The following is a 22,240-nucleotide window of genomic DNA, read 5'->3' on the forward strand; positions in this document are numbered from 1 at the left end:
GATTGCCTCCGGGTGGCTGGCCAGGATGCCGCCGAGGATGGCGCCGACTACCCATGCCCCTCCTCCCGCCGAAAGTCCCAGTGAGGCGGCGGCCACCAGTATCCAGACGACGACGCTCATGCGCTCTTCGCCCCTCCGTCAACCTCGTGCAGGAGAGCCACCGCGACCGGTCTCGCCCTGCGTTCCTCGTCCAGCATGGCAGAAGCGATCCGCTGGCTCACCGCCTGGGTCGAGATACCCAGTGTCGCCGCAATGTCACGTTGGGTCACGCCTGGCTTCAGCAGATCGCTCACCTCCCAGCCGGCGTCCGATCGCCTGCGCACTACCGACGCGAGCAGCTGAAGTACAGCCGTGGCCGACTCTTCAGCCTCGGGGTTCTCCCCAGCGACGACGAGCGGGACGGGCTCTCCCCTGCCGCGCGCCCGCTCGACGGCTCGCCTCGCGTTCACGAACGCGGCCCCAGAACTCGCGCGGGCAGTCGAACGCAGCGGCAGCTCCACGTGACCGGCCCCGATCCCGACGGACCAGTGCGAAGCCCGCATGAGGGTCAACGAGAGGTCGACGGCGGCCTCCGCCGAGAGCAGCACCGCTTGCACCTCATCCCCCACGGTGCGCTCGGGGGCCAAGGCCACGTGGTCTGTCCACGTGGCCGTCCATTGCTCGAGTTCTTCGAGGAGCGCGTCCACCCTGTCGCCGTGACGTGTGGAGCAGCGCTGGTCTGCCGTGATGACGAACATGTATCAATGCTAGTGCCTTGATGCGTACTCATCAAGTCTGAAACCTTGATATCGGGAGATCACGTTGGGAGGCGTCTACACCCAGCGGGCGAGATCCACCAGCAAGGCATGCACCCTGTCGTCGTCCGAGATCTCCGAGTGAAAGCTGGTGGCGATCGCGTTGCCTTGTCGCACCGCCACGACGGCACCCCCGTGCGCCTGGTCGATCGCCAGCACTTCCACGGCGTCTGACCACTTCTCCACCCACGGGGCGCGAATGAAGGTGGCGTGCATGGTCGACCCGTCCGGAATCCAGGTGAGTTCCACCTCGGAGGAGTCCACCTGTCGGCCAAACGCGTTGCGCCTCACCGTCATGTCGATCGCCCCGAGCGTCCGCTGCCCCTCGATGCCGCCGATGATGTCGGTGGCCAGCATGATCATGCCGGCGCAGGTCCCGAGCACGGGCAGGCCCTCCTCGATGCGTCGCTGCAAGGGATCGAAGAGGTCGAAGGCTCGCAGCAATTTGTCGATCGTCGTGGACTCGCCGCCCGGAATGATGATCGCGTCGACGGACTCGAGTTCCGCCAGCCTGCGCACCTTGACCGACTCGGCGCTGAGTCTTGCCAGTGCGGCCTCGTGTTCGCGGACGTCGCCTTGCAACGCGAGCACCCCCACGCGTGTCATTCGTGGGCCTCGCCCAGGCTGATCACGGTGCCGTCCCACCCCGTGAACACGTCCCATGACTCACGCAACTGCTCGGGGAAGACCTCGATGCTCGCGTGCCGAAGGTCGTGCTGCGTCACCCACGCGATCTCGTCAATCGTTTCCTCCTCATCGGCGGTCCACGTCGATGGCCCGTCGGGCGACACATCGGCGTCAGGAAGCCGCGCCACAAAGAAGTACTCGTGCTGCACGTACGGCCTGCTCTTGAAGTCAAAGTACGCGGTCCGCTCCCACACGGGGCCGATGAGTTCCTCGGGTTCCACCACGTAGCCGGTCTCTTCGGCGAGTTCCCGCGCTGCGGCCTCGCGCACGGTTTCGGTACCCTCGACTCCCCCGCCGGGCGTAAACCACCATGACCGGCTGGGAAGGTGAGGGTCGTGGCCGCGAAGCACCAGCAACCTGCCGTCGTCAGACAGCAAGAGGACGCGGGCGCCTTCCCGCTCGACTGGCCCGGTGGGGGGCGTGTTACCAGCCACGCTCGGCGAGACGGTGAGGCTCGGGGACGTCGTCCACGTTGATGCCCACCATGGCCTCGCCCAACCCGCGGGACACCTCGGCGATCACCGAGGGGTCGTCGAAGAAGGTGGTCGCCTTGACGATCGCCTTTGCCCGTTCGGCAGGGTTGCCGGACTTGAAGATGCCGGAGCCGACGAACAGACCCTCTGCCCCCAACTGCATCATCATGGCGGCGTCCGCAGGTGTAGCGATGCCTCCCGCAGTGAAGAGGACGACGGGCAGCTTGCCGGTGGCAGCGATCTCCCGGACCAGCGGAAGGGGCGCCTGCAACTCCTTGGCGGCCACGTACAGCTCGTCTTCCGGCATCACGGTCAGCGCCCGGATCTGGGCGCGGATCTGACGCATGTGCGTGGTGGCGTTGGAGACATCCCCTGTGCCAGCCTCGCCCTTGGAGCGGATCATCGCCGCGCCTTCGGAGATCCGCCGCAGCGCCTCGCCCAGGTTGGTGGCCCCACACACGAACGGCACGGTGAAGTTCCACTTGTCAATGTGGTTGGCGTAGTCGGCCGGAGTCAGCACTTCGGACTCGTCCACGTAGTCCACGCCAAGGCTCTGCAATACCTGAGCCTCGACAAAGTGGCCGATGCGCGCCTTCGCCATGACGGGAATCGACACGGCGTCGATGATGCCCTGCACCAGGTCCGGGTCTGACATGCGGGCGACGCCACCCTGCGCACGGATATCTGCAGGAACACGCTCGAGTGCCATTACGGCAACCGCCCCCGCGTCCTCGGCAATCTTGGCCTGGTCGGCAGTCACCACATCCATGATGACTCCACCCTTGAGCATCTCGGCCATGCCTCGCTTGACGAGGTCGGTGCCGACCTGCGGGCTGACGGATGCGGAGCTGTCGCTCATGCTGGAGTTTCCTTCGCTCGTTGGGGGAAGAAGCTTGCGTCCAGTCTAATGGCGTCGCGATATGTCTCTTCGATGCGGGGCGCGACTTGGTGCCAGTCGAAGGTGCCTGCACGGACTCGGCCCCGCTCCGCTAGCGCCGTACGCCCCGTCGGATCGTCGAGCAAGGCACACACCCGGTCCGCGAGGCCATGTGCACTGCCCACCGGGAAGAACGCCGCGCATTCTTCGCCGTCGTCGGTTGTGGCGACGTCTCGAAATGCCACCAGATCGCTCGCGACCACGGCGGCTCCCGCCGCCATGGCCTCGACCAGCACGATGCCAAAGGATTCCCCGCCCGTGTTGGGCGCGCAGTAGACATCCACGGAGGACATGAACTCGGCCTTCTGAGACTCGTCGAGCTCGCCCACCACCTCAGCTCCACTGCGAGCGGTACGCGCCGCAACGCGATCGGAGAAGCGGCCCGCCACCAGGAACCGGGCACGTGGGTGACTCTCCCGTACCAACGGAATGGAGGCGAGAAAGTCGTCCAACCCCTTTCGGGGCTCATCCATCCTGCCGAGGATGCCAATCGTGGGTGCGTCCTGCGTGCCCATCCACTCCTCGCGGGGCGCGGCGTCAAAGTAGTCGGACGTGTCCACGCCGTTGGGAATGATGTGGGTGGCCTCGACGCGCAAGTGCTCCTTGACGGTGCGCGCCGCGGACGGCGAAACGGCGATGCGGGCGTCGAGCTCCTCGAAGCCTGGCTTGATCCACGGCTTGCCGAGCCGCATCAGGCGAGAATCGTCATTCGATGTGTGGAACGTGGCGACGGTGGGCCCCAGGCGAGCCCACATCGCGATCACGCTCAACGACGGCGCTCCCGGCTCGTGAAGGTGCACCACGTCAAAGTTGCCGTCGGCCATCCAGCGTCGTACGCGCGCGGCCGCGACCAGGCCGAAGGTGAGCCGTGCGGTGGAGCCGTTGTAGTGCACGGGGATGGACCGGCCCGCCGAGCGCACGTAGTCGGGTAGCCCGGTGTCGGTGGCCGACGGGGCCAGCACGGACACATGGTGACCCCTGCGTATCAGCGCCTCGGCCAGGTCAATCACGTGCAACTGCACGCCCCCTGGCCGATCCAGCGAGTAGGGGCACACGATGCCGATGCGCACCTAGACCTCCACCCAGCCGAATCGTTGGAGCATGTGCCAATCCTCGGGGTGCGCGGCAATGGTGCGCGCAACTGACTCGGCCCACGCCTGACTCATGGTGTCCACCTTGTCACGCCCGGTGAAGTGCTCCGGCAAGAGAGCCTCGTTGAACGTCATCACCACGCCCCAGCGTGATTTGGCGGCGCGACGGCGGGCGCCGTGCAGGCGTTCGTAGCGAACTCCGACAGGCAGGAGCACGGTGTGCGCGGCCAGTGCCAGCGCGGCGGGACCCGGCGCCACACGCACCTGATGACCCCACATCGACACCTGAACGCCGCTTCCGGAAAGGTCGCGGTCACTCAAGAGACACACCAGCGTGTGCTCGGATGTGGTGATGCGCAGCAACTGCCGAAAGGTCGCGCCACCCTCGTGGCCCAGAATCTGCATGCCCAGGCGCTCGCGGAACGCGACAAACTCGTCGTACACCTCTCGCGGCTCGAGCACCTCCGCCACACTCGTGATCTTGATGACGTTGCGGCATGCGTAGGCGCCGATCAGATCCCAGTTGCCCGAGTGGCCCAGCACGGCCACCGCGCCAGCTTCGCGCTCGAGCACCCACGCGACGTCGTCGAAGCCTTCCATGCGCACCCTGGCATCGATGACGTCTCCGCTCATCCGCGGCAGTTCGAGCACGTCCGCGTAGTATCTGGCGGCCGACGCCATACCCCGGCGGCTCAGGCGACGCAGTTCGCGACCCTCCAGGCCGGTCACGCGGTTCAGATTGTGTTCAAGACGCCGCGCCGGCTTGGCATTCCTCACCCACCCGTACATGGCGACAAGCCAGGCCGCAGCGCGGATCGCGCTGACCGGCGCACGGCGCGACACTCTCCACGCCACAATAAAGGCGTTCATCCGTTGGACGTGTGATCCGCCGACGCCGACGCTTCAGAGGCCTTACTCGCCGCGCGATTCTCGTCCATCTGCACTGTGACAACCGTCCACGTGCGTTGTCCCACCGTGAACGCGGACGCGGCGGCAAGCAGCCACAACGTGACCGTGAGCACCATCAGCGGCAGACCCAGGCCGACGAGTCCAGTCGCGGTCAGGCCGATGACGAGGCGGTCGGACCGCTCCGCGATGCCGTTCGCGGTCTCGATCCCGAGACTCGCGGCCCGGGCCTTGGCATAAGGAACGAAGGAACCCAGCGTCAGGCACATCAGTGCGGCCAGCGCCGTCCACGGCTCGTCGACGCGAAAGCCCCACACGAGCGCGCCAAAGATGGCGGCGTCGGCCACGCGGTCGAGGGTTGAGTCGAGGTACGCGCCGAGGCGGCTGCTCTTGCCAGACAGCCGAGCCATGGTGCCGTCAAGCATGTCGGTGATCACAAAGAAGGTGATGACGAGGACGCCCCAGAACAGCGCGGCTCCGCCGCGAGGCAAGAACACGATAGCGCCCACCACCACGCCGACGGTGCCCACCATCGTGACGGCGTTGGGGTGCACTCCCGCCTTGACGAGTGCGCTCGCGGGAGCCCTCCAGATTGCGGCCATGACGGGCCGCAGCTTGCCAAACATGTGTTCTCCTCGTTGGACCGCTAAGCGGTCTTCGCCCACGCCTCACTGACACGCTGCCACGTGTCGTCGAGAAGCTCGGGTAACGCCTTGGTTCTCGCGATGATGGGCAGAAAATTCGAATCTCCGACCCACCGTGGCACCACGTGTTGGTGCAAGTGCTCATGAATACCGGCGCCGCCGGTTTTGCCCTGATTGATGCCGACGTTGAAGCCTGCGGTCCCCGTCAGATGCCGAAGCACCCGCATGCCACTCTGCGTCAACGCCGACATCTCGTCGCGCTCGGCATCGGTGATCTCCGTGTACCAGCCTACGTGGCGGTACGGGCAAATCATGAGATGGCCGGGGTTGTACGGGTACAGATTCAGCACCACGTAACAAGCGGTGCCACGGTACACAATGAGATGGTCGCGGTCGTTGTCCTCGGGCGTCTTGCACAAGGGGCACTGGTGGGCGCCGTCCATGTCCGGACGGTCCGACGCGTTCTTGACATACGCCATCCGATGCGGCGTCCACAGGCGCTCGAAGCCATCGGGCTCCCCGCCCATCGTCTCTGCGTCGGTCCACTCCACCATCAGACCTGCGCCCGCGTCTCGATTGCTTCTTCGATGCGTGCCACCGCAACGTCCACGGGCACCTGGTTGTCCTGGCTGCCGTCCCTCAGCCGGAACGACACTGCGCCGGCCTCGACATCGTCGCCGCCGGCGATGAGCACGAACGGAACCTTCTCCTTGGATGCGGTGCGAATCTTCTTGGGAAAGCGCTCGTCGGAGGTGTCGACCTCGACTCGGACGCCCTTGGCGCGCAACTGGGCCGCGATGTCGGCGAGGTAGTCGTTGAACGCCTCCGCCACGGGTATCGCCCTGACCTGAACGGGCGCGAGCCACACGGGGAACTGGCCCGCGTAGTGCTCGGTCAGGATCGCGAAGAAGCGCTCGATGGAGCCGAACAGCGCGCGGTGAATCATGACCGGGCGCTGGCGGGAATTGTCGGCGGCCGTGTATTCGAGTTCGAATCGTTCGGGCAGGTTGAAGTCCAACTGGATGGTGGACATTTGCCACGACCGGCCGATCGCGTCTCGCGTCTGCACGGAGATCTTGGGTCCGTAGAAGGCGGCGCCGCCCGGATCGTCTCTCAACTCGAGGCCCGACTCAATGCCCACCTGGCGCAACGTCTCGGTGGCCTCTTCCCACGCATCGTCCTCACCCACGAACTTCTCCGGGTTCTTGGTGGACAGTTCCAAGTAGAAATCGGTCAGGCCGTAGTCCTTGAGCAGTCCCAACACGAAGTTCAGCGTGGTGGTCAGCTCGTCCTTCATCTGCTCACGGGTGCAGTAGATGTGGGCGTCGTCCTGGGTGAAGCCTCGCGCCCTGGTCAGGCCGTGGACCACGCCCGACTTCTCGTAGCGGTACACCGTGCCGAACTCGAAGAGCCGCAGCGGCAACTCGCGGTACGAGCGGCCACGCGAGCGGAAGATCAGGTTGTGCATCGGGCAGTTCATCGGCTTCAGGTAGTAGTCCTGACCCTGCTTGGTGACGTTGCCGGCCGCATCGCGCTCCTCATCGAGGTGCATGGGCGGGTACATGCCGTCTGCGTACCAGTCGAGGTGACCCGATACTTGAAACAGGTTCGCCTTGGTCGCGTGAGGGGTGTAGACGAACTCGTAGCCCTCCTCGATGTGGCGCTTGCGCGAGTACTCCTCCATCTCCATGCGGACGATGCCGCCCTTGGGATGGAAGACGGCCAGGCCCGATCCGATCTCGTCGGGGAACGAGAAGAGGTCCATCTCCAGGCCCAGGCGACGGTGGTCGCGGCGTTCCGCCTCGGCAAGTCGGTCCTTGTACGCGAGCAACTCCTCCTTGGTGGGCCATGCCGTGCCGTAGATGCGCTGCAGTTGCGGGTTCTTCTCGCTGCCTAGCCAGTACGCGGCGGCGCTACGCATGAGTGCCCAGCCGTTCGCGAGCACCTTCGTGCTCGGCACGTGCGGACCGCGGCACAGGTCCTTCCACACGGTTTCGCCTTGACGATTGAGGTTGTCGTAGATGGTGGTCTCGCCCGCCCCCACCTCGACCGAGACACCCTCGGCGCCGTCGACTCCCGCCGCCCTGTTGAGCAGCTGGCACTTGTACGGCTCGTGCGCCAGCTCCGCGAGGGCCTCGTCTTGACTCAACGCGCGCCGACGGAAGGTCTGCCCTTCCTTCACGATGCGCTGCATGGCCTTTTCGAGTGCCTTCAGGTCCTCGGGGGTGAAGGGCTCCTCGACGTCAAAGTCGTAGTAGAAGCCGTCCGTGATGAAGGGGCCGATGCCAAGCTTGGCGTCCGGGCGCAACTGCTGCACGGCCTGTGCCATCACGTGCGTCGCCGAGTGGCGCAGCACGTTGAGCCCGTCCGGCTCGGTCATCAGTACCGCCTCCACCGCGTCGTTCGGGTGGATCTCGCTGGCGAGGTCGCGAAGTTCCCCGGCCACCCGCATCACCACGACGTCGCGGCGGTCGCCGTACACGTCGAGGCCCGTCGTGCCCTGTTCGACCTGACGCTCGACGCCGTCGATGGTCGCGTTGATACTCGGCACGTGAAGACTCCTCGTGGTCAGTGGTGCGCGGCATGCGCTCCCCGACGATGCTACCGACCCGGCGCCCATCTGGACACACAAGCGACCCCGGAGCAGTGCTTCGTCGGGTTCGCTTGGGGGTGGTTCTAGTCGTTCAGTTTCTTCGCTTGATCCGTCACAGCATCGAGCGCGCCGTCGAACTTGTCGTCAACCTTGTCGTCGACCGCATCGCGGGCCCGCTCAATCTGCTCGTCGGAGACGTTCTTCGCAGCGTCCTTCGCCTTGTCCATCATGTCGCCGAGATCCATGGAGTCCTCTTTCGTTGATGAATATCCGCGATGGTAATCGACACCGCTCTGCCCCGCCGACGTTGTCCATCGACCGCGAAGACCACTTCAGGAGTATCTTGAGGTCATGTCCCCCGACCCGGTCGCAACAAACCCTAAGCACTATTCCGTTGTCTTTGAGAACGAGAGGGTCAGGGTGCTCAAATATCACGACGAGCCCGGAACCCTCACGCTGCCCCATGATCACCCCGATTCGGTGATGATCACGGCGAGCAGCTTCCGCAGGGAGCTCATCCAGGGCGACCGCAAGGCCGAGGTCGACCTTCCCGCTGGCCGCGCCGTGTGGCTTGCCGCGCAATCGCATGCCGGCCACAACATCGGCGAAACGGACACGGACGTGTTCTTTGTCGAACTGAAGGAACCTGCGCCTGCAGGGATCTCCGCTGGAACAGACGCATTGGGCCCCAACAAGTAGCCCTCTGCAGACCCTCGTTGTGGTGGGCGATACTGGGATCGAACCAGTGACCTCTTCCGTGTCAGGGAAGCGCGCTACCGCTGCGCCAATCGCCCCATGCGAGGTGGAGACGGGATTCGAACCCGTGTAGACGGCTTTGCAGGCCGCTGCCTCGCCTCTCGGCCACTCCACCGCCAGGCCGACGCCCGAGGGCGCCTACCACCGAGCGGACGACGGGATTCGAACCCGCGACCCTCACCTTGGCAAGGTGATGCTCTACCAACTGAGCCACGTCCGCGCGCAAGGTTTTGAGGCCTTGAACGAGGATTGACTGTAGCCCATCCGGGGAGCGATTACCAACTCGCGACACTCAGAACAAGGCGGCTTCGCGCCCCGCCCAGTAGCGTGAGCGCATGACCTGGCTTGACGATCCCCGGCGGCACGGAAGCGCCGCTTTTCGAGGGATCTGGGCCGAGCGACCCGTGGAGCACATCGACGCCCGAACCGATGGCCATCGCCTGTCGCAGGAGGGCTTTTGGGTGGTGGTCGGCACCTTCGAGGGTCGGATCGATGCGTGGCGTTTTGCCCACGTTGAGCGTGGTTCGTCAGCCGAAAGGGTCAGCGAAGTTTCGCGCCCTTGGAACGGCCCGTCGGCCGCCGCCTGGGTCAGTTCGCTCGACCGCGGTGAGTACATGCGTGGTGTGAGTGCGATACGTGACGACATTCGCGAGGGCGAGGTCTATCAGGCGAACCTGTGCCGGGTGTTGAGCGCGCCGCTGCCAGCGCCGACCCCGGGCCCCGACGCGGTGGCCCTATCCCACGTTCTTGCCAAAGGCAATCCGGCCCGCCATGCGGCCCACATCGTGATTCCGGCTTCGCGGCGGTGGCCCGGCTGTTGGGTGGTGTCCGCGTCCCCCGAGCTGTACCTCGGCATCGACGCCGATGTCGTGACGTCATCTCCTATCAAGGGAACCGCAGCTCCCGGCATGCAGATGTTGGACAAGGACGAGGCTGAAAACGTCATGATCACTGACCTCATTCGCAACGACTTGTCTCACACCGCGACACCGGGAACGGTCGCCGTGCCCGAGTTGCTGGGCCACCACCAGCACCCCGGTCTTGCGCACCTCCAGTCAACGGTGACGGCCCGCCTTGCACGCGACTACAACTGGACGCCGGAGCTGTGGCCAGCGATGTTTGACGGCACCTTCCCGCCTGGCTCGGTGAGCGGCGCGCCGAAGTCGTCGGCGCTTCGCATCATTGCCCGTGAGGAAACGGCGCCGAGGGGCCCTTACTGCGGCGCCATCGGCTGGGTCGATGCGGACCGTCGGCGCGCGGAACTGGCGGTCGGGATACGCACGTTTTGGTGGGACGATGACCTTGGAGGCACCTTGCGGTTCGGTACCGGGGCGGGGATCACCTGGGGATCGGACCCTGCCGGAGAGTGGGTGGAGACCGAGTTGAAGGCCAGAAGGTTGATCGGCCTGGCATCTGCCGGGACAATGACGCCATGAGCGCGGTCGTGTGGGTCGATGGGACCCTCTACCCGGCGAATGAGCCGATCTTGTCGGCGAGCAACCACGGCGTGACCGTGGGCGATGGCGTCTTTGAGACCCTTGCCGTCAAGGACGGCGACCCGTTCGCGCTGACCAGGCATCTTGTCAGGCTGCAATATTCGCTTGATCGCATGGGCATGCAGGCAGTGGACATCCCGACCGTTCGGCAGGGTATTCGTGAGGTCTTGGAGGCCAATCCGACCGAGGTCGCACGGCTGCGTATCACCGTGGTGTCCGGTAGCGGGCCGATGGGCTCCGTGCGCGGCACCGGCAAGCCGAATGTGATCATCTGGGGTGGTCCGGGTAGCGCGCCACTCAGGTGCCGTGCGGTGCGGGCGCCGTGGAGGCGCAACGAGCGGTCGGCCATCGCGGGCGTGAAGTCAACGTCCTACGCCGAGAATGTGGTGATGGCGCAATTCGCAGCGCGGCAGGATGCGGATGAGGCGCTTGTAGCCAATACGTTCGGCTACCTGTGCGAGGGCACCGGCTCGAACGTGTTCATCGAGCGTCGCGGCGAGGTCGTGACGCCGCCGCTGTCATCGGGCTGTCTTGCCGGCATCACCCGTGGACTCGTGCTTGAGTGGGCAGCCAAAGTCGGGATGCCGGTGCGCGTCGCCGCTCCGGGAGAACTGGAGATGGGGGTTCTCGACGAGGTGCGCCAGGGCGATGCCTTCGCTGCGGTGAGTTCTTCGACGCGTGGGCTTGCGCCGATCGTGTGGCTGGACGGCGCAGACGTGCACGAGGGTCCGCTGCTGCGCAGGGTATCGGAGATGTACGAGTCGCGCGCCAAGGCAGAACACGATCCGCCGCCCCCACGCACGCGCTCCGCAGTGTGACACCCGCGGCTCAATACCCGCTAGTATTGAGTCCGCTTCGGGGCGATTGGCGCAGGGGTAGCGCGCTTCCTTCACACGGAAGAGGTCACTGGTTCGATCCCAGTATCGCCCACTAGCAAAGTCCCCGGTCAGTGGCCGGGGACTTTCATGTTTGTCTCTCACCTGCTCATGGCGTCCCGGGCGTCAGGCCCTTGACCGCGGCCGCGTGCGCGCATGACGGCCCAACGCGGACGCGCCTATCGAGGCGGCTCGACCGCGAGCGCGTCCATGATCGGCTGCATGGCGGTCCACCACTGGTCCACCGGACGGCTATATTCCATGTCGACCAGATCCGGCATGGTCTTCAGCGGAATGGTGGCGAGCCGGCCGTCCGTCAACCCGATGAAGCCCCACTCGCGCTTGCCAGCGTCGATCTGTCCGTGCAGCCAGTCGACGCAGTACGCCGCCAGGCGTGTGCCCTGGACGCGATCGAACGGCGTCGGATTGCCGCCCTGCTGGAGATGCCCCAGCACCATCGGACGGACGTCGAAAGCGCCCTCCGACTCCTCGGCGAAAAGTTGGCACATGAAACTGGTGGTGTACCCGGAGCTGACGGCCTCGTTGCGGATAGCCAGGTGGAAGCTCCGTCCTGCGGCGAAGCCCGCCTTCATCTCCGTGACGTCGGCCGAGAGGTCGGCGAGCGTGACACCGTTCTCGTGGAGGTAGGCCCGCTCGGCGCCGACAGACAACGCCCCGAAGAAGGCGAGGTAGCCGCAGTACCGGCCCATCACCTCCACGACGAAACACCGCCGTGAAGCCATCGCCGACTGCTTGAGCCGGTCCACAGCGCTGGCGATCTCGCACAGAGCCGTGTCCGCGCCGATCGCCATCTCCCAACCGGGCAGGTTGTTGTCGATCGTGGCGGGCAGGCAGATGACGGGTATCTGGAAACCCGGGTAGCGATCGCGCTCCTGGAGCATCCGGTAGGTGGCCTCGTAGGCCCGGTGACCGCCGATCACGAGCAGCGCGTCGATATGGTGATTCTCCAGCGCACGACTGACGGCGTAGTACTGCTCGACACTCGGCGTGGCGCGGCTCGTGCCGAGCTCCGCGCCGCCGATCCCGACCCAGCCTTCGACGTCGCCCCAGGTCAGCTCGCTAATCTTCCCGTCCATCAGGCCCTGGAAGCTTCCCCTGACGCCAAGCATCGTGTGGCCGTTGGAAATGCCAAACCGCACGGCGGCCCGCACGGCGGTGTTCATCCCGGGGGCGAGCCCGCCCGCATGCAGGATCGCGATGCGCGAGCCGGAACCCGACTGCGGCGGGGCGGCCATGGCAATGCCGCGGAAGACCCGGACCATCTCCGGGAAGGATGCCCCCCGCCCGGCCATGGCAGCGTCGTAATCGCCCGCCTCGACGAGTCGGGTGATCTCCCGAGTGGCTTCAACGGCGGCCATCAGGGGTGTGCGATGGATGCGGTGGTTGCGCACGCCGATGAGCTGCGGCTCGTGGTCTGGTCCGGCGTTGACCACCTCGAGGGCGGCGGCGTGCCCCACAATGGTCGGCATCCAGCGGTCGTAGGCGCTGGGCGTCCCTCCGCGCTGGACGTGGCCGAGAATCGTCACGCGGGTGTCTTCTCCGAGGCGGTCCTGGAGAACGTCACGGACATCTTGGCTGGTGATCGGGTTGCCGGCGCGGTCGCGGGCACCCTCAGAGACCACGACGATGCTGTCGCGCCGACCGGCGGCACGGCCGGCGCGTAGCCGATCGCAGAGCTCGTCCTCCCACCCCTCGGGCGGCGGGTTCTCGGGAATGAAGGCGTAGTCGGCGCCGCCAGCGATCGCGCTCATCAGGGCGAGGTATCCGCAATGCCGGCCCATCACCTCCACCACGAACGAGCGCTGGTGGCTCGCTGCCGTGCTCGAGAGCGCGTCGATCGCCTCGATGATGCGATGCAGGGCCGAGTCGGCCCCGACGGTCATGTCCGTGCCGACCATATCGTTGTCGATCGAACCGACCACTCCGGCGATGAACAGGTGGCTATGCCGCGCGGCCTGCTCGACCGTGATCTCCCCGCCGCCCACGAGTTCGGCCAGCAGACCGGACCACTCGCTGCGGAACAGGTCGGTTCCGGTGAGGGATCCGTCACCACCGATGACAACTATCCGGTCAATGCCGTGCCGAACCAAGTTGCGCGCAGCCTTGAGTCGGCCCGCACGCTGCCGGAATTCCGTCGAGCGCGCGGTCCCGATCACCGTGCCGCCGCGGTGCAAGATCGAGCTGACGGAGCCCCATCCGAACTTGGCGATCCGATCGCCGCCGTCGACGAGCCCCTGAAGCCCCTCGTAGACCGCATACACGTCGGCGCCAGCGCCAATTGCCGTACGGACGACGGCGCGGACGACGGCGTTCATCCCCTGAGCGTCGCCGCCAGAGGTGAGGACGGCGATCGCGGTCCGGGGGGCTGGGTTGCGGGGTTCGGTCGACTCGTCCATCGCTCGTCTCTCGGTCAAAGGTTGGGCACTGATCAGCCTACGGGCCGTACCGCTCAGCGTGGACCCTGGGCCTTGCCAGATTGCGAGCGAGGTTCGAGACGCATCCAACTGAATCGGAGGGCCACGACGAGAGCACCCGCGAGGGTCCACGGCGCCGATCACTCTTCCGGTCAGCAGGGCCCACGCGGGAAGTGGCGTGCCTCATACGCGCTGGGGCACACCCAGGTCGCGGGCCTCGCACAGTCCCGTCGGAAGGTTGACGTAGGCCGTGTCCGTAGCGCCGTACACAGCCAGGGTGGCGGCGAAGAACGCACCGAGGGTCAGACCATGGTCCATGAGTTGGTCGCCGCCCCATTGACGCTCGGGATCAGCGCCACAAGAAGTATCGGGAAGGCGACGGCGAAGAACACGGACCAGGCATCGCGGGACAGGATCCGCACGGACTGCATCGTTGGGTCAGCCAGTAGCGTGACGGGCGACGGGGAGGCGGTGCGGCGGGGCCGGGCGTCTGATGCGGGGACGGACCGCGCCGGGCCTTGTCGCACCGAGTTGCGATCCTGCTCGAGTTGGAACGCGCTGCCGGTCAGGTACGGGTTGAGCGCGTCGCCAGTCAGATTCACCACGTGCTTGAGCGGGAACATCCAGCCCAGCGTCGACATCCATGCAGGGAGCGTCCCGTTGACCATGAACGTGTCGGACACGAACGCCAGGGGCATGACGATCCCGTTGGTGACGGCAGTCGTCGCCTGCGGTGTGGGCAGCAAGAGAGCGAACGCCAGACCCATCGCACTGAACGACACCGACGCGAGCACCAGGGTCACCAGCACCGCCGGCAGAGTCCTGGCAAACACCTGGACGCCGTAGAAGCCCGCGCCGGTGCCGATCACGAGGACGGTGGCGGCGAGCCCGAGGATGAAGCGGCCGTGGTCGTTCCAGGGCGACTCCGGCCGCGGCATCCCCGGCCCCGGGGAGGTCATGCGTCGTGGCCGGTCGACTCGTCCGCGTCCCGCGCTGCGCGACATCGAAACACTCGCTGGCCATGCCTCTGACATGATGAGAAGACACCACAGAACGGGCACATCGGATGGCAGACGCACCTCACGAACGCGCCAAGCGGCTGGGACATCGCGCAGACGCGCCAGTACCCGTGTCGACGTATCGCGTGCAACTCACGCCCGACTTCACCTTTGATGACGCCCGAGCGCAATTGGACTACTTTGCCGCGCTCGGCATCAGTCACCTGTACCTCTCCCCCATTCTCACGGCGGCTCCGGGTTCAACACATTCTTACGACGTCGTGGATCACTCGCGCGTTGCACAGGTGCTAGGCGGCGAAGAGGGCCTGCGTGCGCTCGCTTGGGAAGCCGGCGAGCGGGGCATCGGCCTCATCGCGGATGTGGTGCCCAATCACATGTCGGTGCCGACGCCCGTTTACCACAACCGGGCGCTGTGGTCGGTGCTCGCCGAGGGCGAGGCCTCCCCCTACGCTCACTGGTTCGACGTGGACTGGTCAAGCAATGACGGCGTGCTCATGCCGATCCTTGGCGATCGCATCGGCTCCGTCCTGGCCCGGGACGAACTCACGCTCGACACCCTGGTGGTTCCCGGATTTGAAGAGGCCGGCGAGGTGCCGGTGCTTCGCTATTACGACCACGTCTTCCCCGTTCGCGAAGGCACCGAAAACCTGCCTATGGACACGCTCGTCGTGGAGCAGCACTACCGACTCGCGTACTGGCGGGTTGCGAACGAGGAGCTCAACTACCGCCGGTTCTTCGACGTCGGTTCGCTGGTTGCCGTCCGAGTGGAGGATCTGGACGTCTTCGAGGCCACCCACCGCCGCATCATCGATCTGGTCAAGGACGGCACGCTTCAGGGGCTCCGCATCGACCATCCCGACGGCCTGGCAGACCCGGCCGGCTACATCGCGCAACTGTCTGACGCGACGGAGGGAGCGTGGATCGTCGTCGAGAAGATCCTGGAGGACGAGGAAAGGCTGCCCACGTCCTGGAAGACCGCGGGCACCACGGGCTACGACGCGTCATGGCGCGTCGGCGCGCTGCTTCGTGATCCCGCAGGCGCCGCCCCCCTGGCGGGCACCCTGTTCCAACTGACCGGTGATGCCATGGGATCCTTGCCCGGCATCATCGACGAGGCCAAGCGCGAGATCGTCAAGGACTCGTTGTCCTCCGAAACCAGAAGGCTCGCGACACTCGCGCACGAGGTGTGCAAGTCCGATGTGCGCTTGCGTGACCACACCTGGAGATCGCTGTACGACTGCATACGCACGATGCTCGTGACGTTCGGCCGCTACCGCGCCTACGTCATTCCCGGCGTCACCTCGACCCCGTCTTCTCTCGAGGCAATCGACGCTGCCGCCGCCAGCGCCCGCGCCCAACTCGACCCCGAACGTCACGAGACCCTCGACGTGGTGGTCGACCTCCTGAAGGGTTCGGAGGTTGGCTCGGCAGGCAAGACGTTTGAGGCGGCCCGAACGCAACTGATCACGCGATTCCAGCAAGCGTGCGGCGCCGTCATGGCCAAGGGTGTCGAGGACACCGCGTATTACCGCTGGACCCACTTGCTGCCCTTGTGCGAGGTGGGCTCGCCCGCCGGACGCTTCGCCGTGCCGCCCGCCGGATTTCATGCGTGGGCGGCCGATCAGCAGTTCACCTACCCGCACGCCATGACCACTCTCACTACGCACGACACCAAACGCTCCGAGGACGTCCGTGCCCGGTTGGGCGTCCTGAGCGAGGTTTCCGATCAGTGGGACGCGTGGCTTGGCCAGGTGCGCGACATCACGGCCGAGATGCGTCCCGCCGAGTTGGACGGCCGAACGGAGAACCTGTGGTGGCAGACGCTCGTCGGGACCGTCGACATGGATGGCACCCTCATGCCATGGGATCGCCTCGAGGGCTACCTGATCAAGGCCATGCGGGAGGCGAAGACCCACACTACGTGGACCAGCGTCAATGAGGGCTACGAGACTGCGGTGTTGTGGTTCGCCCAGGCCACCCACTCCGATCCGGCGGTGCGTGACCTCGTGTCCGAGTGGACAGCCATGACCGAAGACGGGGTGCGTGCCGCGGTGCTGGCGCAAAAGCTGGTCCAGCTCACCATCCCCGGCGTGCCCGACGTGTACCAGGGCACCGAGGAGTTCCGGCCACTGCTCGTGGACCCGGATAACCGCCGGCCGGTCGACTTTGTCCACCTGGCAAGCCAGTTGGGACGCATTGCGGGGCGCAGCAAGACGCGCAACCTCTCCGAGGAGAAGCACCGGCTCACCCTGCGAGCGCTCCAGGCTCGGTTGGCCCACTCGGCGGCCTTCGTCGGCGAGCTCGCGGGCTACGTGCCGCTGCCCTCCTCCTCCGGGCATGCGGTGGTTTTCGCCCGCACCGAAGCAGAGATCCCCGCGGTCATCACGGTCGCGACCCGCGTGGCCATGGAATTGGAACATCTCGGCGGATGGGGGGAGCACACCGTCACCCTCCCCGACGGCCGGTGGCTGGACACCCTGACGGGCGCGACGTTTGACGGCGGCCAAGCCGCGCTCCGCGAAATCCTCAAGACCTACCCGGTCGCACTTCTGGAGCGTGCGTGAGCAAACTGACTGTCTGGGCACCCGAGGCGAAGGCCGTCACGTGTCACGTGCGACCGGCACAACCAGGAATCGACGCCACTGCGGCGCCGATGGTCAGGTCAGACGACGGCTGGTGGATCGGTCCCGTGGCGTCCGCGGGCGACGATTACGCGTTCGAGGTCGACGGGAAGGGCCCCTTCCCCGATCCGCGCAGTGCGTGGCAACCGCGCGGCGTGCACGGCTTCTCACGATGCTTCGACGCGGGGCAGTTCGCATGGACCGATGCCGGGTGGGCAGGGCGCGACGCCCGCGGCGCCGTCACCTACGAACTCCACATCGGCACCTTCACTCCCGCCGGAACCCTCGACGCGATCGTCGGGCGCCACTTGAAGGACCTGGCCGCCCGCGGGATCGAGATGATTGAACTCATGCCGGTCGCGGCGTTCCCTGGCAGCCGCGGTTGGGGCTACGACGGCGTCTCGCTGTATGCGGTGCACGAGGCCTACGGCGGCCCCGGCGCCCTCCAAAGGTTCGTCGACGCCGCCCACGCCGAGGGTGTGGCCGTGTGCCTCGACGTCGTCTACAACCACCTGGGGCCCGACGGAAACTACCTCGGCCAGTTCGGCCCCTACTTCACGGACGCGCACGAGACGCCGTGGGGATGGGCGGTCAACCTGGACCAGCCCGGGTCACAGGGCATGCGCTCCTTCATCGTCGACAACGCGTTGCGGTGGTGTGAGGACTTTCACATCGACGCGCTGCGACTGGACGCCGTGCACGCCTTGGTCGACGACTCGCCCACGCACCTGTTGGCGGAACTGTCACAGCGCACCGCGGAACTCGCCGGCCGACTCGGCAGGCCGCTTTCGCTGGTGGCCGAGTCCGATCTCAATCAGCCCCAGATGGTGACGCCCGTGTCCGAGGGCGGTTTGGGGATGACCGCCCAATGGGCGGATGATGTCCACCACGCCCTTCACTCGTACCTCACCGGCGAGACGCACGGCTACTACGCGGACTTTGGCTCCCTTGAGACCCTCGACAAGGCCTACCGCAAGGTCTTTGTCCACGACGGCGGCATGTCCAGCTTCCGAGGCAAGACGTGGGGCGCTCCCGTTCCGGACGACATGGACCGTCAACGGTTTGTGGTGTTCGCCTCGAACCACGACCAGGTGGGCAATCGCGCCCTCGGCGACCGCCCGTCGTCGTCCCTCAGCCCTGGAGCCCAAGCCGCATCCCTCGCGCTCATCCTGCTCAGCCCGTTCACGCCCATGCTGTTCATGGGCGAGGAGTATGGCGAGACGCGGCCGTTCATGTTCTTCACCGACCACGACGAGCCGCTGGGTTCGGCGGTGTCCGCGGGACGCATGAGCGAGTTCGCGGGGCACGGGTGGGAGGCCCTCTACGGCGGCCACGTGGACGTACCGGACCCGCAGGACCGACAGACCTTCTTGCGTTCCAAGGTGGGCCCGGGGCTGGGTTCGACTGGCGCGCAGCAGACGGCTATTCGGGAGTGGATGTCTCATGTGATCCGGGCGAGGCGGCTGACATTGCGCGACGGCGCGTGGACCCGGCACCCCGTCTCGTTATCCGAGGCCGGACCCCGTCAGGTGACGATGAGCGGCCCCGTGGCGGTGCACGCCAACCTCTCCGACGCGCCGATGCAGGTTCACGGCACGCCGGTCGCGGCGTTCGGCAAGGTCACCGAACTCGGCGACGGTTTCACTCTCCCACCCGACTCCGTGGCGCTCGTGGCACTCGAGGAGGACTGATGGGAAAACAGGACAAGGCGTGGCACCAGTCTCCCCACGAGACCCTGCGGGTGCGCGACGGATTCTCCATCACGGACTTCGACTTCGCGGGAACCCCGGGCTTCACGGGCGACAAGAAGGACGGCAAACACCTCCTCAAGGCGCGCGGCACACACCTCAGCGATCTGCAGGAGCAGCTGTTCGCCGAGGGCCGTGCGGACGGCACGCGGTCCGTGCTGCTCGTCCTTCAGGGCATGGACACCGCAGGCAAGGGCGGGATTGTTCGCCACGTTCTTGGCATGGTGGATCCGCAAGGAGTCCAACACCACTCCTTCGGCGTGCCGACCCAGAAGGAACGATCTCATCACTACCTCTGGCGCATCGAGAAGGCGCTTCCCTCCGCGGGCAAGATCGGTGTGTTCGACCGTTCACACTATGAAGACGTCCTGGTGGTGAGGGTCCACGAATTGGTCCCCCCCGACGTGTGGGGCAAGCGATACGACGAGATCAACGCGTGGGAGCAGCGCCGCATCGATGAGGGCACCCGCATCATTAAGTGCGCGCTGATGGTGTCCCCACAGGAGCAGCTTGAACGACTGTCTCAGCGACTCGACCGACCTGACAAGCACTGGAAGTTCAACCCGGGAGACATCGACGAGCGCGGTTACTGGGACGCCTACATGGAGGCATACCAGGCCGTCTTTGACCGATGTTCGCCCGACGCCGCGCCGTGGTACGCGATCCCCGCCGATCGCAAATGGTTCGCGCGGATGGCCGTGACCGAACTTCTGGCGGCGACGCTCGAGGCAATGAACCTAGAATGGCCTGCCGCCGACTTTGACGTGGACGCCCAGAAGGCACGCGTCAGCGCACTACGGAAGTAGATCTACTCGCCCGCACACATCGCCGACAGCCTGGACAGCGCCCGAAAGTACTTTTTACGATACCCCCCAGAGAGCATCTCGGCGGGGAAGATTTCGCCAAGCGACTCCCCGGAGGACACGATGCTGACGTCGGCCTCGTACAGCCTGTCGACGAGACTCACTACCCGCAACGCCTGAGCCTGGTTGTCGAGCGGTTTCACGCCGGTCAGTCCCAGGTAGCGGACCCCCTCCACATACGCGCCGAGCCGACTGGGATGGACGTGGGCGAGGTCCTCGACAAGGGCGGGCCACACCTCCACCACGCCACCCCACCTGTCGGCGACAAGCGCGACAGCCTCCGGACTTGAGATGACGAAGGCGAGCTCACCGCGATGCCGATAGTCCGGCCCGTCGATGGTGACCACGTCAAACACGCGGGACACCGCCTGGATCTCGCGTCGGAAGTCGTCAGCGGCGAACCGGCCTTCGCCTAGCGAGTCCGGCAGAGTGTTCGACGTCGCCGCCAGCGCCACTCCTTCGTCAGCAAGTTCTCGCATGAGACGCGCCATCAGCACCGTGTCGCCGGGGTCGTCCAACTCAAATTCGTCGATGCAGACCACACGAAAATCCGCCAGCGCGTCCCTTGCCGAGGCGAAGCCGAGTGCACCCACCAGGTGCGTGTACTCCACGAACGTGCCGAACGCGGCGCGGGAGCCCATGGATATTGCGAGAGCGGCCAACAGGTGGGTCTTGCCCACGCCAAACCCGCCATCGAGGTAAAGACCCCGGCCCGCGGAACTGCGTCGCACCCGTCCGCTCGCTCCGGAGGCGAACCCTCGCGCCGCCGACAGTGCCGCTGCCTGCGAGGGAAAACTCCGATCAGGACGATACGTGTCGAAGGTCGCGTCGGCAAAATGCGGAGGCACGGTCAACGACGCGACTAACTCCGGTCCCTCGACCAGTGGCCTGCGTCCCACGATGTTCACGATGTCCCACAGTAGTGTGAGGGAGGGCCGTAGGAGCGCAAGGGAGCCACATGAACGAGCGCGATCTCACCGAGGTATGGCCGTTGCAGCGCCCGTGGCCGGCTCCCGAGCCGGGCCACCTGGATCCGCTTGAAGTGGTCTACGCCCATCACCCCGGCGTGGTGCGATGGGGAACGATCGCCTCTGCTGATGGCTGCGTGGCCGGTTCCGATGGTTCGTCGAGGTCCCTCAGCGGGCCCGCCGATCGCAGAATTCTGCGCCTGTTGAGGGCCCAAGCGGAGGTGGTGCTGGTGGGGGGCGAGACCGCTAGAGGCGAGCATTACACCGACATCCCCTTGCCCGCCGAGGCCGCCACCGGACCAGACCTGGCCATCGTGACCTACAGCGGCGCCATCCCCGACGGCCTCGACCCGCAACGCACCTGGGTGGTCACCACGTCGCAAGCGCCCGCGGCGGCGGACCCCCCGCTGCCAGCCGATCGTGTCATCGTCGCCGGACACGACGCGCTCGACGCCGACGTTCTGACCGCGGCGTTCGCCGCACGTGGCATCACCAGGATCCTGTGCGAGGGCGGGCCGACACTCGCCTCCTGGCTGCTCGCCGCCAACGCTATCGACGACGTCTGCCTCACTCATTCCGCGATCGCTGGCGGCGACGGTCAACCCGACGTTCCGCGCATTCCCACGTGCTTCGCGCTGACCCACAGGCTCGAGGGCGGCGGTTTTACGATGGAACGATGGGTCCGAGACTAGGCCTCAACCTCGGTGCGATCGCCGGACCACAGCGTGTGGAAGGTGCCCTCTTTGTCGATCCGCTTGTAGGTGTGGGCGCCGAAGAAGTCCCGCTGGGCCTGGATCAGCGCCGCCGGAAGGCGGTCGGCACGCAAGGAGTCGTAGTACGACAGGGACGACGAGAACGCGGGCGCCGGCACGCCCGCGAGGGCGGCCTGCGCGACAACACGGCGCCACCCGGACAGGCCCTCGGCCACCGCGTCGGTGAAATACGGATCCACCAACAGGCTGGGAAGCTCGGGGTTGCGCTCATAAGCCTCTGTGATCCGGTTCAAGAACCGCGCCCTGATGATGCAGCCGCCCCGCCAGATGCGCGCCATGGCGCCGCGGTCGATGTTCCAGCCGTACTCTTCAGACGCGGCCTGGATCTGGTCGAAGCCCTGCGCGTACGCCACCACCTTTGACGCGTAGAGCGCGACGCGAACGTCTTCGATGAAGCCCTCGCGATTGCCGATGTGGAATTCGCCTGCGGCGCCGGACAACACCGTGCGCCCGGCCTCTCGCTGTGCCCGCTGGGACGAAATGGCGCGCGCAAACGTCGCCTCGGCGATGCCGGTCACGGGGACGCCAAGATCGAGGGCACTCTGCACGGTCCAGCGTCCC

21 protein-coding genes, 4 tRNA genes and 1 pseudogene are annotated in these 22,240 nt (G+C 66.2%); 8 read left to right on the plus strand and 18 right to left on the minus strand.

The genetic code is table 11. The annotated features are described in order from the left end of the window. Nucleotides 1–116: 116 nt before the first annotated feature. The 10 genes from QZZ29_RS08860 to QZZ29_RS08905 form a co-directional block, all read right to left on the minus strand. Nucleotides 117–737 carry a winged helix-turn-helix transcriptional regulator gene (locus QZZ29_RS08860; protein WP_291382680.1) on the minus strand — a complete coding sequence of 207 codons (621 nt, stop codon included), beginning with the start codon at nt 735–737 and terminating at the stop codon, nt 117–119. A gap of 75 nt (nt 738–812) precedes the next feature. After that, a complete protein-coding gene (gene pdxT / locus QZZ29_RS08865; protein ID WP_291382681.1) occupies nt 813–1,400 on the minus strand; it encodes a pyridoxal 5'-phosphate synthase glutaminase subunit PdxT in 588 nt (195 codons plus the stop codon). Then, complete coding sequence (locus QZZ29_RS08870) at nt 1,397–1,915, minus strand: NUDIX domain-containing protein (RefSeq protein WP_291382683.1); 519 nt, start codon at nt 1,913–1,915, stop codon at nt 1,397–1,399. Before QZZ29_RS08870 ends, pdxT begins: the two co-directional genes overlap by 4 nt. Then, complete coding sequence (gene pdxS, locus QZZ29_RS08875; protein ID WP_291382685.1) at nt 1,905–2,813, minus strand: pyridoxal 5'-phosphate synthase lyase subunit PdxS; 909 nt, start codon at nt 2,811–2,813, stop codon at nt 1,905–1,907. Before pdxS ends, QZZ29_RS08870 begins: the two co-directional genes overlap by 11 nt. Further along, nucleotides 2,810–3,961, minus strand: a complete 1,152-nt coding sequence (locus QZZ29_RS08880) for a glycosyltransferase family 4 protein (RefSeq protein WP_291382686.1) — start codon at nt 3,959–3,961, stop codon at nt 2,810–2,812. The genes pdxS and QZZ29_RS08880 overlap by 4 nt, the downstream gene beginning before the upstream one ends. Then, nucleotides 3,962–4,852: a phosphatidylinositol mannoside acyltransferase gene (locus tag QZZ29_RS08885; protein ID WP_291382687.1), complete on the minus strand. Its 891-nt coding sequence runs from the start codon at nt 4,850–4,852 to the stop codon at nt 3,962–3,964. Then, nucleotides 4,849–5,514: a phosphatidylinositol phosphate synthase gene (pgsA, locus tag QZZ29_RS08890; RefSeq protein WP_291382688.1), complete on the minus strand. Its 666-nt coding sequence runs from the start codon at nt 5,512–5,514 to the stop codon at nt 4,849–4,851. The genes QZZ29_RS08885 and pgsA overlap by 4 nt, the downstream gene beginning before the upstream one ends. A 20-nt stretch (nt 5,515–5,534) precedes the next feature. Next, nucleotides 5,535–6,086: an HIT domain-containing protein gene (locus tag QZZ29_RS08895; protein ID WP_291382689.1), complete on the minus strand. Its 552-nt coding sequence runs from the start codon at nt 6,084–6,086 to the stop codon at nt 5,535–5,537. Further along, nucleotides 6,086–8,083: a threonine--tRNA ligase gene (gene thrS, locus QZZ29_RS08900; RefSeq protein ID WP_291382690.1), complete on the minus strand. Its 1,998-nt coding sequence runs from the start codon at nt 8,081–8,083 to the stop codon at nt 6,086–6,088. The genes QZZ29_RS08895 and thrS overlap by 1 nt, the downstream gene beginning before the upstream one ends. Before the next feature lie 125 nt (nt 8,084–8,208). After that, nucleotides 8,209–8,370: an antitoxin gene (locus QZZ29_RS08905; RefSeq protein ID WP_291382691.1), complete on the minus strand. Its 162-nt coding sequence runs from the start codon at nt 8,368–8,370 to the stop codon at nt 8,209–8,211. Between the two features lie 106 nt (nt 8,371–8,476). On the opposite strand from QZZ29_RS08905, the gene QZZ29_RS08910 reads away from it, so the two are divergent. Further along, nucleotides 8,477–8,824: a cytoplasmic protein gene (locus QZZ29_RS08910; RefSeq protein WP_291382693.1), complete on the plus strand. Its 348-nt coding sequence runs from the start codon at nt 8,477–8,479 to the stop codon at nt 8,822–8,824. A 20-nt stretch (nt 8,825–8,844) separates the two neighbouring features. Here the strand turns inward: QZZ29_RS08910 and QZZ29_RS08915 are convergent. From QZZ29_RS08915 to QZZ29_RS08925, 3 genes are all read right to left on the minus strand, one after another. Beyond that, nucleotides 8,845–8,919, minus strand: a tRNA-Val gene (locus tag QZZ29_RS08915). A gap of 6 nt (nt 8,920–8,925) precedes the next feature. Beyond that, nucleotides 8,926–8,996 (minus strand) — tRNA-Cys (locus QZZ29_RS08920). Nucleotides 8,997–9,028: 32 nt separating this feature from the next. Next, nucleotides 9,029–9,101: transfer RNA gene (locus QZZ29_RS08925), tRNA-Gly, on the minus strand. Between the two features lie 115 nt (nt 9,102–9,216). Between QZZ29_RS08925 and QZZ29_RS08930 the strand changes: the two genes are divergently transcribed. From QZZ29_RS08930 to QZZ29_RS08940, 3 genes are all read left to right on the plus strand, one after another. Next, nucleotides 9,217–10,317, plus strand: coding sequence for a chorismate-binding protein (locus tag QZZ29_RS08930; RefSeq protein WP_291382694.1), 1,101 nt, complete (start codon nt 9,217–9,219; stop codon nt 10,315–10,317). Further along, the gene (locus QZZ29_RS08935) at nt 10,314–11,195 is read left to right on the plus strand and encodes an aminotransferase class IV (protein WP_291382696.1); all 882 of its coding nucleotides are present in this window, start codon (nt 10,314–10,316) and stop codon (nt 11,193–11,195) included. Before QZZ29_RS08930 ends, QZZ29_RS08935 begins: the two co-directional genes overlap by 4 nt. A gap of 40 nt (nt 11,196–11,235) precedes the next feature. After that, nucleotides 11,236–11,307 (plus strand) — tRNA-Val (locus QZZ29_RS08940). A 124-nt stretch (nt 11,308–11,431) separates the two neighbouring features. Here QZZ29_RS08940 and QZZ29_RS08945 read toward each other — a convergent pair. The 3 genes from QZZ29_RS08945 to QZZ29_RS08955 all read right to left on the minus strand — a co-directional run bounded on the left by QZZ29_RS08945 (nt 11,432) and on the right by QZZ29_RS08955 (nt 14,646). Beyond that, entirely contained in the window at nt 11,432–13,669 is a 2,238-nt protein-coding gene (locus QZZ29_RS08945) for a 6-phosphofructokinase (protein WP_291382698.1), read from the minus strand. 201 nt (nt 13,670–13,870) lie between these two features. Then, nucleotides 13,871–14,005 carry a hypothetical protein gene (locus QZZ29_RS08950; protein ID WP_291382700.1) on the minus strand — a complete coding sequence of 45 codons (135 nt, stop codon included), beginning with the start codon at nt 14,003–14,005 and terminating at the stop codon, nt 13,871–13,873. Beyond that, nucleotides 13,990–14,646, minus strand: a complete 657-nt coding sequence (locus tag QZZ29_RS08955; protein WP_291382702.1) for an ABC transporter permease — start codon at nt 14,644–14,646, stop codon at nt 13,990–13,992. The genes QZZ29_RS08950 and QZZ29_RS08955 overlap by 16 nt, the downstream gene beginning before the upstream one ends. Before the next feature lie 107 nt (nt 14,647–14,753). On the opposite strand from QZZ29_RS08955, the gene treY reads away from it, so the two are divergent. Genes treY through QZZ29_RS08970 form a run of 3 tightly spaced genes read left to right on the plus strand, consistent with a single transcriptional unit; the run spans nt 14,754 to nt 19,881 of the window. Further along, a complete protein-coding gene (treY, locus tag QZZ29_RS08960; protein ID WP_291382703.1) occupies nt 14,754–17,270 on the plus strand; it encodes a malto-oligosyltrehalose synthase in 2,517 nt (838 codons plus the stop codon). After that, on the plus strand, nt 17,267–19,018 hold the full coding sequence (gene treZ, locus QZZ29_RS08965; protein WP_291382705.1) for a malto-oligosyltrehalose trehalohydrolase: 1,752 nt from the start codon (nt 17,267–17,269) through the stop codon (nt 19,016–19,018). The genes treY and treZ overlap by 4 nt, the downstream gene beginning before the upstream one ends. Further along, on the plus strand, nt 19,018–19,881 hold the full coding sequence (locus QZZ29_RS08970) for a polyphosphate kinase 2 family protein (RefSeq protein WP_291382707.1): 864 nt from the start codon (nt 19,018–19,020) through the stop codon (nt 19,879–19,881). Before treZ ends, QZZ29_RS08970 begins: the two co-directional genes overlap by 1 nt. Nucleotides 19,882–19,883: 2 nt before the next feature. Here QZZ29_RS08970 and zapE read toward each other — a convergent pair whose 3' ends face one another. Beyond that, entirely contained in the window at nt 19,884–20,846 is a 963-nt protein-coding gene (zapE, locus tag QZZ29_RS08975; protein ID WP_291382708.1) for a cell division protein ZapE, read from the minus strand. Between the two features lie 50 nt (nt 20,847–20,896). Here zapE and QZZ29_RS08980 point away from each other — a divergent pair, with 50 nt between their 5' ends. Then, nucleotides 20,897–21,598 carry a dihydrofolate reductase family protein gene (locus tag QZZ29_RS08980; RefSeq protein ID WP_291382710.1) on the plus strand — a complete coding sequence of 234 codons (702 nt, stop codon included), beginning with the start codon at nt 20,897–20,899 and terminating at the stop codon, nt 21,596–21,598. On the opposite strand, the pseudogene QZZ29_RS08985 reads toward QZZ29_RS08980, so the two are convergent. After that, nucleotides 21,595–22,240: pseudogene (locus QZZ29_RS08985) on the minus strand (NADP-dependent phosphogluconate dehydrogenase); the annotation flags it as partial. The gene QZZ29_RS08980 and the pseudogene QZZ29_RS08985 overlap by 4 nt on opposite strands.

It is taken from the genome of Demequina sp., from assembly GCF_016278765.1.
In the GTDB taxonomy this organism is placed as follows: Bacteria; Actinomycetota; Actinomycetes; order Actinomycetales; family Demequinaceae; genus Demequina.